General features: G+C 63.4%; 11 protein-coding genes. 6 read left to right on the forward strand and 5 right to left on the reverse strand.

Annotated features, from left to right (window positions below; all coding sequences use genetic code 11):
- Positions 1-5: 5 nt before the first annotated feature.
- From ACNKU3_RS16190 to ACNKU3_RS16205, 4 genes are all read right to left on the reverse strand, one after another.
- Entirely contained in the window at positions 6-2252 is a 2247-nt protein-coding gene (locus tag ACNKU3_RS16190; protein WP_418260579.1) for a molybdopterin-containing oxidoreductase family protein, read from the reverse strand.
- Between the two features lie 285 nt (positions 2253-2537).
- Positions 2538-3863, reverse strand: a complete 1326-nt coding sequence (locus ACNKU3_RS16195) for an MFS transporter (RefSeq protein WP_418260580.1) — start codon at positions 3861-3863, stop codon at positions 2538-2540.
- Positions 3864-4333: 470 nt separating this feature from the next.
- Positions 4334-6421 (reverse strand): FAD-dependent oxidoreductase, encoded by a 2088-nt coding sequence (locus ACNKU3_RS16200; protein WP_418260581.1) that lies wholly within the window; start codon positions 6419-6421, stop codon positions 4334-4336.
- 132 nt (positions 6422-6553) lie between these two features.
- A complete protein-coding gene (locus tag ACNKU3_RS16205) occupies positions 6554-6796 on the reverse strand; it encodes a hypothetical protein (RefSeq protein WP_418260583.1) in 243 nt (80 codons plus the stop codon).
- Between the two features lie 232 nt (positions 6797-7028).
- On the opposite strand from ACNKU3_RS16205, the gene ACNKU3_RS16210 reads away from it, so the two are divergent.
- The 6 genes from ACNKU3_RS16210 to ACNKU3_RS16235 all read left to right on the forward strand — a co-directional run bounded on the left by ACNKU3_RS16210 (position 7029) and on the right by ACNKU3_RS16235 (position 16021).
- Positions 7029-8168 (forward strand): hypothetical protein, encoded by a 1140-nt coding sequence (locus ACNKU3_RS16210; RefSeq protein WP_418260584.1) that lies wholly within the window; start codon positions 7029-7031, stop codon positions 8166-8168.
- Between the two features lie 15 nt (positions 8169-8183).
- Positions 8184-9143, forward strand: coding sequence for an SDR family NAD(P)-dependent oxidoreductase (locus ACNKU3_RS16215; RefSeq protein WP_418260585.1), 960 nt, complete (start codon positions 8184-8186; stop codon positions 9141-9143).
- Positions 9144-9352: 209 nt separating this feature from the next.
- Positions 9353-10204 carry a helix-turn-helix transcriptional regulator gene (locus ACNKU3_RS16220; RefSeq protein ID WP_418260586.1) on the forward strand — a complete coding sequence of 284 codons (852 nt, stop codon included), beginning with the start codon at positions 9353-9355 and terminating at the stop codon, positions 10202-10204.
- A 142-nt stretch (positions 10205-10346) separates the two neighbouring features.
- Positions 10347-12941: a TonB-dependent receptor gene (locus ACNKU3_RS16225; protein ID WP_418260587.1), complete on the forward strand. Its 2595-nt coding sequence runs from the start codon at positions 10347-10349 to the stop codon at positions 12939-12941.
- Between the two features lie 137 nt (positions 12942-13078).
- A complete protein-coding gene (locus ACNKU3_RS16230; protein ID WP_418260588.1) occupies positions 13079-13435 on the forward strand; it encodes a hypothetical protein in 357 nt (118 codons plus the stop codon).
- 210 nt (positions 13436-13645) lie between these two features.
- Entirely contained in the window at positions 13646-16021 is a 2376-nt protein-coding gene (locus ACNKU3_RS16235; RefSeq protein ID WP_418260589.1) for a glycoside hydrolase family 3 C-terminal domain-containing protein, read from the forward strand.
- 137 nt (positions 16022-16158) lie between these two features.
- Here the strand turns inward: ACNKU3_RS16235 and ACNKU3_RS16240 are convergent, their stop codons facing one another.
- The gene (locus ACNKU3_RS16240; protein ID WP_418260590.1) at positions 16159-17790 is read right to left on the reverse strand and encodes a carboxylesterase/lipase family protein; all 1632 of its coding nucleotides are present in this window, start codon (positions 17788-17790) and stop codon (positions 16159-16161) included.
- Between the last annotated feature and the right edge of the window lie 95 nt (positions 17791-17885).

A 17885-nucleotide genomic window follows, 5' to 3' on the forward strand; every position in this document is an offset into this window, starting at 1 on the left:
CCTGATCACCGCGCCGGAGCATCGGCGCGCGCAATACGGCAGCGCAGGCCTCGCAACGGCTGGTCGCCCACGAAGCTGGACAGTTTCGGGTCGTAGGGTGTGATAGCGTTGCCATTGGCTTCCCACACGCCGGACAGGTCGGGACCGGCCCCTCGGTTCGGCTCCCACCAGTACCCCGCCAGATTGATGGTTTCGGGCCGAATCGCGTCCGTCACGGACGCACGCTGCCTGATGGCTCCCTCCGGCCGCGAAATCTCGACCCAGTCGCCATCGGCGATACCGTACGCGGCTGCGGTATCGGGATGAATCTCCACCAGGGGCTCGGGATGGCGCGCCAGCATTTTCCTGGACTGGCGCATCGTGGAACCCATGAATTCGAGCACGCGGCTACCCGTGAGCATCTGCAGGGGGTAGTACGATTCGTCGTCCACGTCGGGCATTGCGTAAGGTGGCCCGGTATATACCGGGCGCGGATCGATGCCGAACCGCCGCAGGAAATCGGGTATCAGTTCCACCTTGCCTGATGCGGTGGCGAAGCCGTGCTCCCGATATTTCCGGAATGTCCGGTTCTGTGGAATATAGTAATTGGATTCGCCTTCCGCCCACTCCCGGTGCGAGCGCCCGCTGGGAGCAAGGAAGCGATCCAGCATCTCTTCCACCTTCTCCGGCCACTCCTGTGGGTCGAGCAGGCGCCGCCCCAGGCCGGCCCAGAGGTCGTAGTCGTCGTGACGCTCGTACCGCGGCTCCACGCACTGCTGCCCGACACTGAAAAAACGCGTGAATCCCCAGCGCATGGACAACTCCGGCCGCTCCAGGAAATCTGCGGCCGGCAGGATATAATCGGCCAGTTGCGCCGTCGGCGTCTGCCAGTGATCCATGACCACCAGCAGTTCGAGTTCGTCGCTGGTAAACGCGTCGTAGGCGAGCCGGGAACCGCCATAGTTCACCATCGGTTCGCCGTTTTGCACGATGAGCGCACGCACGGGGTAGGGATCGCCGTCCAGGATCGCCCGGTAGAGGTGGGGCTGGCTGGTAAACAACATGTACTGCGCGGCGTAGTGCCCGTCCGGCTTCAGCCCGCCCATCGCCTGGCGAAATGCCGCGTAGCCCTGCACCGATGCGATACCGATATCGTCCGCATTCACGTTGTCACGCGTACGCGCAGGATTGTCGATGAGCTGCGTGAAATCGAGCAGGTTCCAGTAGGCCAGGTTTTCGTAGGGCTGGTCGTCGAACGGCTCGCCGCCGGGCACATCCAGGTTGCCGGTAATGGCGCGCAGGATCGCCTGGCAGAGCAACGCGGAACGCGCCGCGCCCTCCCCTATCTGGCTGGTGGAGACACCAAAGGAGAGTCGCGCCGGCGAACTCGTGGCGTACATCCTGGCCGCCGCCACGATCAGTTCGGGCGGGATTCCAGTGATTTCACTGGTGCGTTGCGGGGTCCACTGGGCGGCGATCTGCCGGACCTCGTCGAAGCCCGTGCACCAGTTCTCGACGAACTCCCGGTCGTATAGTTGTTCCTCGATAATCACCCGGATCATGCCCAGGCCGAGAGCGCCATCGGTGCGCGGCTTGACCGCGAGATGCAAGTCGGCGATCTCCGCCGATTTGGTGCGGCGGGGGTCGATGACGATCAGCTTCATCTCGCCGGCTTCCACCGCCTTGCACAGTGGCCGCCAGCCCATCGGGTTGCCTTCTGCGAAGTTGGCTCCCCACATGACGAGGCATTGGGTCACCCCGGGGACGAACGACGAGGTCACCGTGTCCCAGCCGTACATGGCGCACTCGGTGATCATGGAACCGGTGCCGCAATTGCGCCCGCAGTTGATGAAGTTGGGGGTTCCCCACTGGGAAATGAAACGCCAGCCAGCCCAGTCCCTCGCGTGCTGCGTACCGCCCAGCGTGGCCAGCGCTTCCGGGCCTTCACGCTCGCGGATATCGGCGAGTTTGGCGGCGATTTCATCCATCGCCTGTTCCCAGCCGATCTCCTGCCACTTCCCCTCACCGCGCTTGCCGACGCGTTTCAGCACATGGTTGACGCGGTCGGGATGCTGGTGGAGTTCGATCGTCGCGCTGGCCTTGGGGCAGAGCCGCCCGGCGTTCACCGGGTTATCCGGGTCGCCGCCGAAGCGCACTGCCCGCCCGTCCGCGACCTCGACAAGCAATCCGCAATGCGCCGGGCAAAGCCCGCACAGGGTGCGCTTCACGTTACCGCTGAATTTCAACCTGCCGGTATGCTTTTCCTTACTCACTGCAATACTTCATGCGCCGCTTGTGTTATTTGGTTATCGCTTGCGATTGCCTGTCACTATAGACGTTCTCTACGCCTGAAGTCACTGTTCAAGGGAAAAAGGGGTCAGAGCCCTTTTTGCCCTGTATCAGGGCTGAGGCCCAAAAAGCATCCACTTTTCTTGTTGCGGCCGACAGACCAACCCTGCTGCAGCAAGGAATTGCAGCTTTCCACCCCGAGACACAAACAGGCGGTTTCCCTGTGGGCAAGATGGCTTGTGCAGAGTGCCTGGCCAGTATCGTTATGATCAGCTAACTCTGGGAACAGGACCTTCACCCTGTGGCAATTCTGCCGCTGTTGCATGCTCCTGCCGGTTTTCCTCCGGAAACCGTACACACAGCAAGACGAGAACTGTCGTACCCCAGGCAATTGCCGAACACCAGTAAAGCCATTCGGGATACCCCTGTCCCGCGGTAACTGCTGCCAGGCTGGCACCGATTGGGCGGCCAAAGTTGGCAATCGCCATATAGATGGTGAACTGGGTAGCCGCGACTGCGGGCGAACACATGCGCATGCACATGGGTATGGCGGCGATAAAATAGAATACCGCACAGAAATCCATAGCAGCGACGAACACCGCGGCAAACCATGGATCGGCCCAGTGTTCCTTGTTTGAGGCCATGACAACCAGCAGGCAGCAACCCATTGTCGCGCCGAAAATCATGGCCCGCTGTGCGCCCATTCTGCCGACGAGCCATCCGCCCGCGAAGAGGCCAAATATTCCCATGGCCAGCGTCACTTGCGAATAATATGCGGTCCATTCCTCTAAGGCCCAGCCTACGGTCTGGGTAAACAGCACCGGGTGAAAGGCCTCAAACCCGCCGTGTGGGAGCGCGCGTGCAATCATCACCGGGACCAGCAGGAGACTCAGCGGCGCGAAGAGTGCCTTGAACGCATTTTTCAACAGCGGCAGCCATGCCTCGGCATGGATTGCGCGGCTATCAGGGTGTGCCTCGCCACGGCTCCAGGGCAATCGCCTTTCCCCTTCGCGTTCTCTTATCGCTATGCCATAGAGCAGCACTGCTGCTGGTACCGCCGCTGCGGCTAGCATGCCGCCCTGAAACCCGAAGCTGGCAAACAGTTTACCGCCCACAGCGGTGGCACCGGCAATGCCAAGTACTTGCGCACCGTACATGAAGCCCGAGGCGTGCGATCTCTCCTCCTCTGTCATGATGTCAACGACGAGGCTGTCGATACCCACATCCTGGAACGTGACGGCGGCATTGGCGGCAAAGGCGATTGCAGAGAGCAGGACAATGTCGGTGGGAAGCGGAGCGATTGCCGCGCCCAGCAGAAAAGTTCCAACCAGGAGCGACTGTGCGCCAATGATCCATGCGCGCCTGCGCCCCATGGCAAGGAAGGTATACCTGTCGATGAGGAAGCCGTTTACTAACTTGAGCGACCACGGCAGCGTTGCAGAGGCAACGACCCCCGCGATCTGGCCGGTGGTTGCCCCATGCGCAGCCATCCATGCGGGTACGGCATAAAAAAAGATCCCGATGGGGAATCCCTGCGTGAAATAGAAAAGCAGGACTGTAAGCTGGCGCAGATTTTTACTCTGCGTCAGAATCAAGCTCGGCCATACAGCCGTTCCATTTCCCACGATTCCCCCCAGTCCCCAAGTTCAAAACACGTTGCTTTCTTTTTGAGACGAGTCCGGCTCGGTGAGCCTGCTAACAGATACTGTTGATCCCTGGAGCTTCCAGCCCGACCACCCAAATACCCTGCTCGCCACGCTCACCATGCCAGAGACAGTCTTCAACCCTATCACAAGAGCCTATAACAGCGCGTGAAATCAGCTTGGTAATATAGGGGTCAGAGCCCTTTTTGGCACTGGCGGTTCCGGCCGCAGACTGGAGCACGCCAAAGGCCAGTATCCAGGGAACACCATCCGTACCGCGGACGCATGCTTGTCTTCGATCAGTTGTCCCCTGCGCATCAGTATTCTCCCGAGGGGGACTGCCCCTGCTCTCCGGTGGCGCTCTTCCCGTACACCGGCCATTTCGTTATCGATACACCCCGTAGCCTGTGCGTCGGAGCGCGCTAGGACAACAGGGTCGACGCCGGCAGGGGTATTTCCTCCGGCAGGATCGCTGAGAAATAGGCCTCGCTCACTGTGTTTGGAGCGTCCGGCTCGCCGATATAACGGGCGAATTTCTGTCCCTCGTAGGCAGCGGTGGCCCAGGGCCTCGCGCCCAGGGCGTCACCGATGGCGAACAGCTGGGCGACCCGGCCTTCAAGTTCCACGGCCAGTTGTTCCTGTGGCACTCGTCCGGTCGCGAGCACGACCGCATCCACATCGGAGATCCGGCGTTCTTCGCCGGTAAAAACGTCGTAGGCGAGGACCTCGCCATCGCCTATGGATTGCAACCAGGTGCCCGGCGAAAAACGCACCCCGGCGGCGCGCAGGCGTTGCATCACGAATTCGGCCTCCAGCGATTCAAGCAGCCGTACCGAGACAAGCGACACGCTGGCAGTCAGGATTTCCACCTCGGCACCCCGGTCCGCCAGCAGTTCCGCAATGCCCAGGCTCGCATGTGCCCCCTCCCCGTCCAGCAACAGCACCTTGCCGTCGGGCCGGTCGCCGCGCAGCAGGATATCCTCCGGGCGATAAACCAAATCCCGGTCATGGCCCGGTATGTCCGCGTCGCGGAAGGCGCTGTGGCCCGCCCTGCTGTAGAGCGATCCGGTGGCGATGATGACCGCATCGGGTGCGTACTGCAAAACGCTTTGCGCCGTGGCCCCGGTGCCGAGGCAAACCGTAACGCCCAGACGTCGCACCTCCCGCTCCCACCATTCCACCGCCCGGCCCAGAACACCGCGTGAGGGCAGGCTGGCCCACAGTGCGAGTCCGCCACCGAGCGCCTCGCGCGCTTCCAGTAGTACAACCTCATGCCCCTTCAGCGCACTCACCCGCGCCGCCTCGAGCCCGGCCGGTCCGCCGCCGACGACCACGACTTTCGACTTGCGCGCAGCCGGCCGGAACGACTCCGGTCCCCAGAGACGCTCGCGGTATGCCGCAGGGTTGATGGTGCAGCCCTGGGCGCCGTCGGACATCGCTCCGCAACACCAGTTGCAGGCGACACAGGTGCGGCTGCGCGCTTCCTTGCCGGCATAGGCGTTGCTGACCAGCTCCGGCTCGGCAATCAGCGCGCGGGCGGCGCCGACCATATCGCAAACCCCGGCCGCGATCGCCTCCTCGGCGTCCGCCACCGAGGTCACCCGCCCCAGTACGCTAAGGATCGGCACGGCTCCCACCGCCTCGCGCATGGCCTCGACATAGGGCCGGTAGACCTGGGGTGCGACAAAAACAGGCGGAAAGCCGATGCCCGACTGCATGGGCTCGACCGCCACGTCCAGGTCGACGAAGTCGATCAGCCCCGGACCAGCCACGCGCCGCAGGACCTCCTGCGCCTGATCCTGGCCGTAGCCACCGGGCAGCATCTCGTCGCAGTTGAAGCGCATCCCCACGGCCAGTTTGTCGCCGGCGCCCTCCCGGGTCGCCTCCAGTACCTCGAATAGAAATCGCAGGCGGTTTTCGAGACCGCCGCCGTACTCATCGGTGCGGTGATTGAAGTAGGGCGAGATGAAATGCTCGATGATGGCGCCATGTGCCGCGTGGAGTTCGATTCCGTCGAAACCCGCCCGGCGCAGGTTGGCACTGGATTGCCGGTATGCATCGATCACCGAGCGAATATCCTGCCGGGTCATCTGGTGAGTGGAAATAGTGCGATCGTTCCAGGCGTGCTGAACCGTCGAGGCGGAAAGCGACGGCGCCGGGGGGCTCAGGGGTTGCCAGCTTCCAGTGCATCCCCACCAATACCAGAGTTGAGCGAATATCTTGCCGCCCGCGGCATGCACCTCGTCGGCCATGGCCTGGAAGTCGGGAATGTTTTCCTCGGGAAAAGGCGAAGGCTGGTAGATACGGCCACGTTCGTGCACAACGGTACTGGCGATGACCAGGCCGCAGCCCCCGTTTCGGACGCGCGCGGCCTTGTAGTGAGCAAAATCCTGTGAAGGTTTACTGCCCACCGCCAGGGCGGTGCCGTGGGGCGCGAAGTAAAAGCGGTTGGTGATTTCGACTGGCCCCAGTTTTACCGGGCTGAAGACGTGCGGGTATTTATTATGCATGGTATCCGCCTGTAGGCTTGAATGTCTTTATCAGTAGAGGTCCGACAACAGGAAAGGTACTGGTTGCGAGTAGCGGCATGTACATGGACCAGGTTTTTCAAAAGCGGGCTCCGCCAGCCAACACGAAACAACCTATCGCCCCTCCTGCTTCGCTAAACTCTGCGTCAACCCGGCGAACCGCGAAACAATCGTCTGGAACTCCTCGGGGGAAATATCAACCAGTTCCACTACCCGACCGTAAAGCATCACGGTGGGCACATTGCGGCCACCCAGTTCCTCCTGCGTGCGCTGCAGGCAATACAGGACTGCCCGCTCCTTGCGGGTCAGACCGTCCCGCACATCGGGGATATCGTCAATTTCCTTCTGCTCACCCATCATCGACTCTGCGGCAGGGCCATTTTTTATCAAACCAGACTAGCAGCTTCATTTTATTACTTCGAGAAAAGGTGTCAGCGCCCATTTTTTCTTTTGAAGAACGATTCCTTCTAGCCAAAGCAGCAAGTGACTTTCCGTCCACTGATGGCCAAATGGCATAAGGGATCAACCTTGTCCCCGAAGTCCAGCCGCGTAAGATTAAGCGCTCGCGAATAACAACAAGGTGACAACAATGCCGCTGAAAAGACGAACCTTCCTCAACAACCTGGGTACCACCACACTGGCGGGCGGCCTGCCGCTCAGCCTCAGTGCCCCACTGTTTGCCAAAGCCCCCACCTACTCCGACCTCAGCGGCGGCCTGGCCCCGGAAAAGGACTACGCCCTGTTCGAGAAGCCGGACAACCCGGAAATGCGCGAGGGGGTGTCGATGTGGATGTTCGAGGACAGCGGCGCCTTCGGCTTTCCGCGCATGGGCATCGAGGTGGTCGCCGGCCGCTGGGGCGACAACCGCTTCAACTGCAATTTCGCCCTGCCGCAGGGCCGCGTGCTGACGGGCGCGGGCTATGGGGCGGTGCCCACGCCCATCGATGCGCAGGGCAAGCCCACCATCATCGGCGCCGGCCCGGTGACCTTCCAGTGCCTGGAGCCCTTCAAGCGCTGGAAGATCGTCTACGAAGGCAGCGCGCTGGACGGCACGGTGGAACAGCAGATCAGCGGCGCCTTCAACAAGGGCGAGAAGCAGACCCCGGTGCGCCTGGAGGCGGAGATGACCATGGTCACCCCCGCCTGGGTGCAGGAGTTCTCCGCGGACACCGATAAAATGAGCAAGGAAGAGGCGGAGAACGCCGAAGCCATGGGCCTGGGTTACCGCTACGAGCACCACTTCCGCGCCACCGGCACCCTCTCCATCGACGGCGGCAGCCGCGACTTCTCTGCCACCGGGCTGCGCATTCACCGCCAGAGCATCCGTCGGCTGGAGGGTTTCTACGGGCATTGCTGGCTGTCCGCCCTGTTCCCCGACGACAGCGCCTTCGGCATGCTGGTCTACCCGCCGGCCCAGGGCAGCGACGAGTACAGCTACAACGATGCGGTGATCTACAGGAACGGCCGCCAGTACCCGGCGCGGGTTATCAAGGCGCCGCTCCTCAGCGACACCGTGCCGGAGGGCGAACTGCTGGAAATCGAACTGGAATCGGAACTGGGCACCCACCGCATCAGCGGCAGGACGACCCTGAGCACTTTCAAGGCGAACCAGCCGGAGTTGCAGGGCCTGGTCCTGCAGCAGGCCGGGGCGCTGTATACCTGGGGAGACCAGCAGGCCTACGGCATGGTGGAACGGTCCTACAACCCCGAGAAGGACGGCCACCGCTAGCGCTTGCCCGCGATCATGGCGTACTCACCGCCGGGCGACGGCTGGTACAGGACGGCGGCGGAAATCGCCCGCACGGCAGAGCTGCGCGGCAAGCGGGTCGTGCTGACCGGCGCGACCTCCGGCCTCGGCGCGGAGACCGCCCGGGCGCTGGCTCTCGCCGGTGCGGACATCGTGCTCGGCGTGCGCAGGCTGGCGGCGGGTGAGGCGCTGGCGGCCGAGATCGCGGCCACAGCGGCAGGTGAGATCAGGGCGCTGCGGCTGGACCTGTCGGACCTGGCTTCCGTCGAGGAGTTCGCTCGCCGGATCGACGGACCGGTGGATGTGCTGATTGCCAACGCAGGTGTGTCCAAGACCCCGGACGCCCACCTGCCCAACGGACTGGACGTGCGCTTCGCCACCAATCATCTCGGGCACTTCCATCTCGCCCACCTGTTGCTGCCACGGTTGGCGCAACGCGGAGCCCGCATCGTGGTCCTGAGCTCCGCTGCCCACAAGGGTATGCCGGTGCACCTCGACGACCTGCAGTGGATCCGGCGTCCACACTTCGATGGCGCCGCCTACGCCGAATCCAAGAGCGCCAATATCCTTTTCGCCCAGGAGGCCAACCGGCGCTGGGCGGATCGCGGGATTTTCACCAACGCGGTGCTGCCCGGCTCGGCCCTCACCGGCCTGCAGCGCTATCACGGCGACGCCCTGAAACGCCGTATCGGCTTTATCAACGAGGACGGTTCCGTCAATGCCATGGTGAAAACCACCGCCCAGGCGGCGGCCACTGCGGTCTGGGCGGCGACAGCACCGGAGCTGGAGGGCATCGGCGGCTGGGTGCTGGAGGATTGCGGCAGGGCCAACATCGCGGGCGAAGACACCCACCCCTGGTGCGGCTTCGACCCTGCCGTCGCCGCCCCGGAGACTGCGGCGAAGCTCTGGCAGCACTCCCTCGCCCTGGTCACACAGCTGCGACCAGCGACGCAATAAGGCTATATTCACGCCAGTGCACGGACACGGAAGCCCCGGATGATATGACCAGATCGAATATGCATTGCCGGTTGCCTCGCCGCGCGAGGGCGCTAGTATTGGACAAAATACGATCTACCGCCTGCCCGGGATCCCGGTCCCCCGCTATACCGGGCCGCCACGGCGACCTTGCCCGCAGGCTGTGCCGAAAATAATAAGACGGAGCGACGGTGCTTACCAAGAACCACCTGACAGTCGAAAACGAGCGGTCTCTCGCCATCGGCAAGGTCACGCTGATCAGCCGCGACTGGCGCGGCCCGGTGGATACCACCGGTTGCTGCCGCACCCATCACCTGCAACTCTCACTGCTGCCGGGCATGGAGCATTCCCGGGCGACCTTCGTCAACGCCTGGCAAGACGAGCGCTATGAACCGATGGGCCAGCTGTTCCTGATACCGGCGGGGCAGACCATCCGCGCCATGACTGACTGCAAGCAGCAGCGCTCGATCGTCTGCCACCTGCGGCCCGAAGCGATCGCCGACTGGTTTTCCCGCGATCTCGAGTGGACCGACTCGCGGCTCAAGTCCGCGCTGGACATCCACAACCCGCGCATCCGCGCCCTCATGCTGCAGGTGGGCGAGGAACTCGGCCGGCCGGGCTTTGCCAGCGACGCCATGATCGAGCTCCTGCTCACCCAGATGCTGATCGAGCTGTACCGCCACCTGGATGTGCGCGAGGACGACACACGCCAGGGCGGCCTGTCGGCGGCTCACCTCAACGTGATCGAAGAACGCATGCTGGACAGCGCACAGCCACCCTCGCTCACGGAACTCGCCGGGCTCTGCGGCATATCCGTGCGCCACCTGACCCGCGCCTTCCGCGCCAGCCGCGGCAAAACCGTCGGCACCTACATCGCGGAACACCGCATCAGGCAGGCCAAGCAATTGCTCGCGGCGGGCTGGAGCGTCAAGGCCACCGCCTACGAAGTGGGCTTTTCCGCGCCGTCCAATTTCACCGCCGCGTTTACCCGCGCCACTGGCGAATCACCTCGGGCATTCCGCACCCGGCACGCCCGGCATTGAGGCAGGCAGGTCCGCCATGCCTTTTCCCTGCAATTCCAGGACTACGCCACCCCTGCCCCCGGCACGGGAAAGGCCGGGCTAGCGCCAGTACCGCCAGCACATCCGAAAGCCCCGTAAACAACGATAAAAAACGGTGACAATAATGACTCGCAAAACCACCTCTAGCGGTTTCAACCAGACAGCCTGCTCGCGCGCGGTGCGCGGCGTCCTCCTACCGACCTGCGCCACGGCCCTGTTCGCCAGTTCACTCGCCGGCATTGTGCCTGCGGCACAGGCGCAGACCGAACTGGCGCTGGAAGAAGTGGTGGTAACGGCACGCCGCCGGGAGGAATCGCTGCAGGACGTGCCGCTGGCGGTGACCTCCCTGAGCAGCGATTTCCTGCAGGTACAGAACATCAGCTCGATCGAGGACCTCGGTGTACATGTCCCCACCTTCCGGGTTACCACCGCGTCCGCCGGTACCAACACGCCGCTGGTGGCGGTGCGCGGGCAGCGGCCGGTGGAGGTCCTGCTGACCCTCGACCCGGCGGTGCCACTGTATTTCGCCGACGTGGTGCTCACCCCCACCCACGGCACCAACCTCGCCATCTACGACCTGCAGAATGTACAGGTGTTGAAGGGCCCCCAGGGCACCCTGTTCGGCCGCAACAGCACCGGCGGCGCCGTGCTGCTGACGCCGCAGGCGCCCTCGGATGAATTCGGCGGCTACGCCGAGGTGAAAGTGGGCAACTACAACCTGCTGCAACTGGAGGGTGCGGTGGACGTACCCGCCGGGGAGAACCTGCGCTTCCGCCTCGCCGGCCGCTCAGTGGACCGCGACGGCTACCAGGACAACGTCGCCGACAACGCCCTGCGCTGCAAACAGTGCTACTGGGACGAGGACTCCTGGGGCCTGCGCCTGACCATGGACTTCACCCCCGGTGATCGCTTCTACAACTCCACCATCATCTCCTACGACGAAAACGACATGGTGCCGCGGGTCAACCCGCTCGCCGCCTACAACCGCACCGGCCAGCTGCCGGGGCTCTACGAGTTGATCCACAACGGCGGTCTCGGCGCGCTCAACCCGATACTGCCGGTATTCGGCCTGCCCACGATTCCCGACCAGCCGCTGATCGACGAGGCGCTCGCCCGCCAGCAGGCCCGCGATGACTGGCAGAAAATCGAATCCGACTACGCCGCGCGGGAAATGCTGGAAAACACCATGATCATCAACACCACGGAGTTCGAGATCAGCGACGACATCAGCATCAAGAACATCTTCGGCTACCGCGACCTGGATTTCTTCTTCGGCCGCGACACCGACGGCACCGCCCTGCCGATCTTCGGCGCCATCACCTCCAAAACCAGCGATATCACCACCGACATCAGCGGCCAGGATGTCAAGTCGGAACAGTTGAGCAACGAACTGCAACTGATCGGCAGTTCCTTCGACGACGACCTCGAATGGCTGGTCGGTGTCTACTGGCTGGAAATGGACGCCAGCCAGCGTTTCGAAACCTACAACCTGGGCCCCAATCCGCAGTGGCCCGACGCGGACCTCGGCTACATCGCCAGTGTGGTCGACCCGGTGCTCGGTTTCCCGCTGTCGCAGATCTGGGGCCTGGCGCTGAACGGCCTGCCCGCGGCGGAGGACTTCTCCACCGTCAACACGGCCTGGTCGGTCTTCGGCGAGGGCAACTATCACCTGAACGAACAATGGACGTTCACCCTCGGCCTGCGCCAGACCTGGGACAACCGCGAATTCACCAACCGCAGGAAGACCTATGACGGCACCCAGTGCGTGGTCACCGACAAGAACGACCAGCCGCTGCCGCTGGACCAGTGCAAGCGGACGGTTTCCGAGGACTACTCCAAGCTGACCTGGCGGGCGGTCGCCAGCTACACCCCGAGCGCCCACCAGCTGGTCTATGGCAGCGTCTCCACCGGCTACCGCGCCGGCGGCTTCAACGCCCGCGGCACCAACAACCTGACCCTGGAACCCTTCGACGCGGAAACCGTGCTCAACTACGAAGTCGGCTACAAGGGCGACTGGCAGCTGGGCGACGTGGCCATCCGCACCAACCTCGCCCTGTTCTGGCAGGAATACGACGATATCCAGAAGACCCAGGACCAGACGGTCGACGGCGAGTTTTTCACCACCATCATCAACGCCGCCGAAGCCGAGATCAAAGGCGGGGAACTGGAGCTCACCGTGCTGCCCCTGGACAACCTGCTGCTGTCCCTGGCCTACAGCTACGTGGACGCCGGCTACAAGGAGTGGCTGCTGCCGACGGTGGTCGGCGCCAATCCGGACGGGTCACCTATCGTGGATGATTACGACAACTCCGGCGCGGACTTCACCTACATCCCGAAGAACTCGGTGTCCGGACAGGTGCAGTACACCCTGCCGCTCAACCCCGATATCGGTGACGTCTCGCTGACGCTGTCCGGCTACTGGAACGACAAATCCACCTCCAACGACGAATACCCGCGCTGGGAGACCTTCGGCTGGACCGAGTCCGACCTCGCCAACGCGCTGGCCACGGCCAAGGTGGAGATGGACCCGATCTGGAACGTCAACCTGCGTTGGAGCAACATCCTCGGCAGCAACCTCAGCGGCTCGCTGTGGTCGATGAACCTCACCGATGAAGACAACGCCCTCAGCGGCACCAGCGTCCCGCGCCAGCTCGGCCTGATCACCACCAGTTGGGGCGCGCCGCGCACCTACGGCGCCACGCTGCGTTACGAGTTCTAGATATTTCGGGGACAGCTGACGCGACCCCCGGACCGCGGTCCGGCGCTTCAGCGACGACGCGGAAGCCGCCAAAGGGGTCTGGCAGCAGAAATCCTGTCACCGCAGCATTGTCTCCAGGGCTTTCCCTGGAGACCCTTTTGGGCGAAAGGGGTAAAGAATACCGGCGCCCTGGCTGGAGCCGGGCGCCGGCCCTGTGCTATCGTGGTGACAGCTTTCCAACCTGTGGCATCCAGAACCTTATGCGGCAACCCGAAACCGGCTCAAGGGCAATGTGGCTTGGACTGCTGCTTGCTGCATTCCCGGTACTGCTGTGGCGGCTGTTGGATTTCGCGCAGGAAGCGGTAGAGGGATTCAAGATCACCCGGGGTGGACTCGAAATCTGGGGCACCAAAGCCGAACTGATCGAGCTGGCAATTATTGCTGGCAGCCTCGCTCTTGTGGTCAAGGCCGCAGTCAGCCTCATACACCTTCGTTCACACACCCCTCCCGAATAGCACGCTATTTTTTCGCCCCGGGCAGGAAACTGCCGACAGGACATTTATCAATGTCCCTTTCCCGCCGACTGGGTAGCGTTGCAATCAGGCGTAATCCGTTGCGGTTTGCAGTACCCCGAGTGCTATTCCGGCCCGCCGGAATGAGCGTTCGTGCGGCTCATACCGCGTGTATCACCCTGAAATCGACATATACCCACAAGGATAGAAGCTATGCACAGGCGAATCACAACCGCTGGCATTCTTGCCCTGACCACAGGCCTGGGCGCCTGCCAGCAGACCACGCCCCCGACGACAGGCACGGACCTCAACGGCAATGGCCGTATCGAGCCCTACGAGAATACCGCCCTCGACCCACAGGCGCGCAGCGAGGACCTGATCGGGCGCCTTGGCATCGAGCAGAAAATCGACCTGGTCATGGGCACCGGCTTTTCCAATACCATGGGCGGCTCGAGCAAGGTGCCGGGCGCTGCCGGATCAACCGCGCCGCTGCCGGATTTCGGCATTCCCTCGATTGAACTCACCGACGGCCCCGCCGGCGTGCGCATCAACCCGCAGCGGGACAACGATCCCAACGACTACTACGCAACGGCATTCCCCATCGCCACCACCCTGGCATCGACCTGGAACCCGGAACTGGTGGCCGCCGTGGGCGCAGCCATGGGCAACGAAGTAAAAGAGTACGGGACCGACATCCTGCTCGCGCCGGGCATGAATATCCAGCTCAACCCGCGCGGCGGCCGCAACTACGAGTACCTCTCCGAAGACCCCCTGCTCAGCGGCAAAATGGCCGCGGCCATCGTCAAGGGCGTACAGAGCCAGGGCGTGGGCGCGACGGTAAAGCACTTTGTCGCCAACAACCTGGAAACCAGCCGCATGGTGCTGAATGCCGAGGTCGACGAGCAGGCCCTGCGCGAGATCTATCTCCGCGGTTTCCAGATCGCCATCAAGGAGAGCCAGCCCTGGGCGGTCATGACCTCCTATAACAAGCTCAATGGCACCTACACCTCCCAGGACCCGGTGCTGCTGAAGCAAATTTTAAGGCACGAATGGGGCTTCGGCGGCCTGGTCATGTCCGACTGGCTGTCCGGCGACGACTCGGTCGCGCAACTGCAGGCCGGGAACGACCTGATCATGCCCGGGCGCCCGGAGAACCGCGAGGAAATCATCCGCGGCCTCGCCGACGGCAGCCTCACCGAGGCCGACCTGGACCACAACCTGCGCCGGATTCTGCCGACGGTATTCAAGGCGCCCTCGGCCAATGGCTACCCCTATACCAACCGGCCCGAGCTGAAGGCCAACGCGGCGACCGCACGCCAGGCCGCGGCGGAAGGCGTGGTACTGCTGAAAAACCGGGACGCCACCCTGCCCCTGAAAAACATCGGCAAGGTCGCCGTGTTCGGCAACACCTCCTACGATTTCATTTCCGGCGGCACTGGCAGCGGCGATGTGAACGAGGCCTATACCGTGTCCCTGGTGGAGGCCCTCGCCAGCAACGACATCGCCATCGAGCCAGGCCTGCAGCAGCAGTACCTGGCCTACGCCATTGACGCCAAAGCAAAGCAACCGAAACGCACCAGCTTTTTCCAGTTTGTGCCGCCGATCGCGGAAATGCCGGTCAGCCCGGAGCAGGCCGCGCAGCTGGCCCGCTCCCAGGACATGGCGCTGATTACCATCGGGCGCAACTCCGGCGAATTCCAGGATCGGCCGGTCGAGGGTGATTTCTACCTGACCGAGACTGAGCAGGCCGCTATCGCAACGGTGAGTGAAGCCTTCCACAGCGCAGGCAAAAAGGTGGTGCTGGTGCTGAATATCGGCAACGTGGTGGAAACCCGATCCTGGCAGGACAAGGTCGACGCCATCGTCCTGCCCTGGCAGGGCGGCCAGGAAGCGGGCAATGCTGTGGTCGACGTACTGACCGGCAAGGTGAATCCCTCGGGCCGACTGTCGGTTACCTTCCCTGTTCGCTACGAGCAGATTCCCTCCGCGGAGACTTTCCCCGGTGAAGTGCTGGACCCGGCAATCGTGCAGAACCCCTACTTCGGCGGCCTGCCCAACGGCCAGCGTTCGCAACTGCAGTACATTGAAAGTATCTATGTCGGCTATCGCTACTTCGACAGCTTCGACCAGCCCGTGGCCTTCCCCTTCGGTTTCGGCCTGTCCTACACCGATTTCGCCATCAGCGAAGCCGGCATGCAGGAAACCGCTGAAGGGCATTTCGAGGTGGCGGTGACGGTGACCAACCGGGGCAGCGTGGCCGGCAAGCAGGTGCTGCAGCTCTACAGCTCCGCACCCAGTGGCAAGCTGCCCAAGGCTGAGCGCGCGCTGGTCGCGTTCGGCAAGACCCGCCAGCTGGCCCCGGGCGAGAGCCAGGCGCTGACACTGAGCTTTACCCTTGCGGACCTCGCCTCCTTCGATACGGCGCGCCACCAGTGGGTCGCGGAGGCCGGCGACTACAGCCTCGCGCTGGCGGCTTCATCGCGTGACAGCCTTTGGCAGACCCGCCTGGTCGTAGACCACGAAACCCTGCTCTCACCGGTCTTGACAGCCCTGCCGCCCAGCACCGCATTCAAGGTGATCACGCCCTGACGGAAAAGGGGGCACGGAATTGCCTCCGGCCTGAGGTGCCAGACACTTCGGCTGGACGCAAACCCCCGCAGACAGGCAAAAAAAATCCCCGGCCCTGCAACAGGGCCGGGGATTGATCCGGGATGACCCGGCAGTAATTACTTCAGCAGGTCGTTGAGCGCATCAAGGCGCACATTCCAGACATCCTTGCGCGCCTCAGTGACATCCGGGTTGAACTGCATGGTGTACTCCCCCGCGGATTCAGGCCACTGCGGCAGGCCCTCGCCATTGGGGTTACCGTTGGTCGCAAAGTTTACCCAGTAGCTCATGACCTGTTCGGACACTTCCAGCTGCCGCGCGTCCGGCTCCTTCGGTTCCATGTGGTCACCGGTGAAGTTGCCGAAGGTGTAGGGCATGTCGCTGGCGTGGAAGGCGCCGTAGACCTTCTCGCCGTTCAGCTCGCCGGGTTTGGACATGGCGCCAGGCATCGCGAAGCGATAGTTGTAGACCTTTTGCCCCTGGGCCTCGTGCGCCAGGGTCAGCGCCCGGTTGACGCCGTGGAATACGTAATCGCTGTACATGTAGGTGTCGCGTTTGGCTTCGTCGCCATAGTACGTGGTCATCGACTCGACCATGTCCATGGTCAGCTTCGAACTGGCCAGCAGGGCGCCGCGAATCGCCTCGGGCGGGCCCATGGTGAATTCGGAATCGGTGGCGCCAATGATCATCGGCACAGCGGCAGCGCGGCCGGACGCGAAAGATTGTCCCAGGTCTTCGGTGATCACCTGGCCATCGACCGCGAAGGAGATAAACCCGCCAAAGTCAGTCGCGGCGACAATCTGCTCGGCGCCCAGGGCGCGCAGGTCCGCAAGCGTTGCTTCAGGATTACCGGCCCGCTCGGCGATGCCCTGCCCGACTGACTCGACCACGACATCCTCCGCCGCGGCCAGCGAGGCCACCCGCGGCTGGCGCCCGCGGCCATAACCGGACTGGGCGATCGCGCCACTGAACAGTCCCTTCGCTGCCGGGGAACCCGCCAGGGCGTAGACCGACGCGCCGCCGGCGGATTCGCCGAAGATGGTCACCCGCTGCGGGTCGCCACCGAAGGCCGCAATGTTGGCCTGTACCCACTTGAGCGCGGCAATCTGGTCCATCAGGCCGTAGTTAAAGAGCCTGCCTTCATCCGCGTTTTCAGCGGAGAGCTCCGGGTGGGCGAAGAAGCCGAAGCTGCCCAGCCGGTAGTTGAAGGCGACCACCACCGCGCCGTGGGCCGCAAGCTTACCGCCGTAGTTGACCGGCCGCGATCCGGAACCGGACACCAGCCCGCCGCCGTGAATCCACACCATCACCGGCAGCTTCGCGTCGGCGCTCGCCGGGCGGTAGATGTTGAGGTAGAGGCAGTCCTCGTTTTCCGGCTGGGTGAAGGCTTCCTTCTGCTGGAAGCCATTCTCCATCACCGGCCGCTGCCAGCAGCGATTGCCGTAAGTGTCGGCCACCAGCAGGCTGTCGCGCGCTGCGGGGGCCTGCGGGGCGCGCCAGCGCAGGTCGCCCACCGGCGGCGCCGCGTAGGGAATGCCCTTGAATTCAATCAGCCCATCCTGGCTGATGCCCTGGACCTCACCTTCGGTCGTGGCGACCTGCACGAAAGACGCCGGGGCCGGCACCGCCGCTTCCACGGCAGTGGTCTCCACTTCGGTCGTTATCCGGGGCTTGTCCTGGCCTTTGCAGCCCTGCAGGGCTACAAATCCGCTAAATGCAATGAGTACGGGCAACTTGAACAGCAGTTTCACCGATGGTTCTCCCTGGAAAAGGTTAAAGGATCAGCCTGTAGGCGTGTCCCCCGGCAGTGCGGGGGCCGGAGTACCTGCGCAGCGTGGGAATAAAA

It is taken from the genome of Haliea sp. E17, from assembly GCF_048323675.1.
In the GTDB taxonomy this organism is placed as follows: Bacteria; Pseudomonadota; Gammaproteobacteria; order Pseudomonadales; family Halieaceae; genus Mangrovimicrobium.

Bases quoted from the DNA above. Each gene is read 5' to 3' on its own strand.
- ACNKU3_RS16200 (WP_418260581.1), bottom strand. From the start codon at position 6,421: ATGCATAATAAATACCCGCACGTCTTCAGCCCGGTAAAACTGGGGCCA.
- ACNKU3_RS16205 (WP_418260583.1), bottom strand. From the start codon at position 6,796: ATGGGTGAGCAGAAGGAAATTGACGATATCCCCGATGTGCGGGACGGT.
- ACNKU3_RS16210 (WP_418260584.1), top strand. From the start codon at position 7,029: ATGCCGCTGAAAAGACGAACCTTCCTCAACAACCTGGGTACCACCACA.
- ACNKU3_RS16215 (WP_418260585.1), top strand. From the start codon at position 8,184: ATGGCGTACTCACCGCCGGGCGACGGCTGGTACAGGACGGCGGCGGAA.
- ACNKU3_RS16225 (WP_418260587.1), top strand. From the start codon at position 10,347: ATGACTCGCAAAACCACCTCTAGCGGTTTCAACCAGACAGCCTGCTCG.
- ACNKU3_RS16235 (WP_418260589.1), top strand. From the start codon at position 13,646: ATGCACAGGCGAATCACAACCGCTGGCATTCTTGCCCTGACCACAGGC.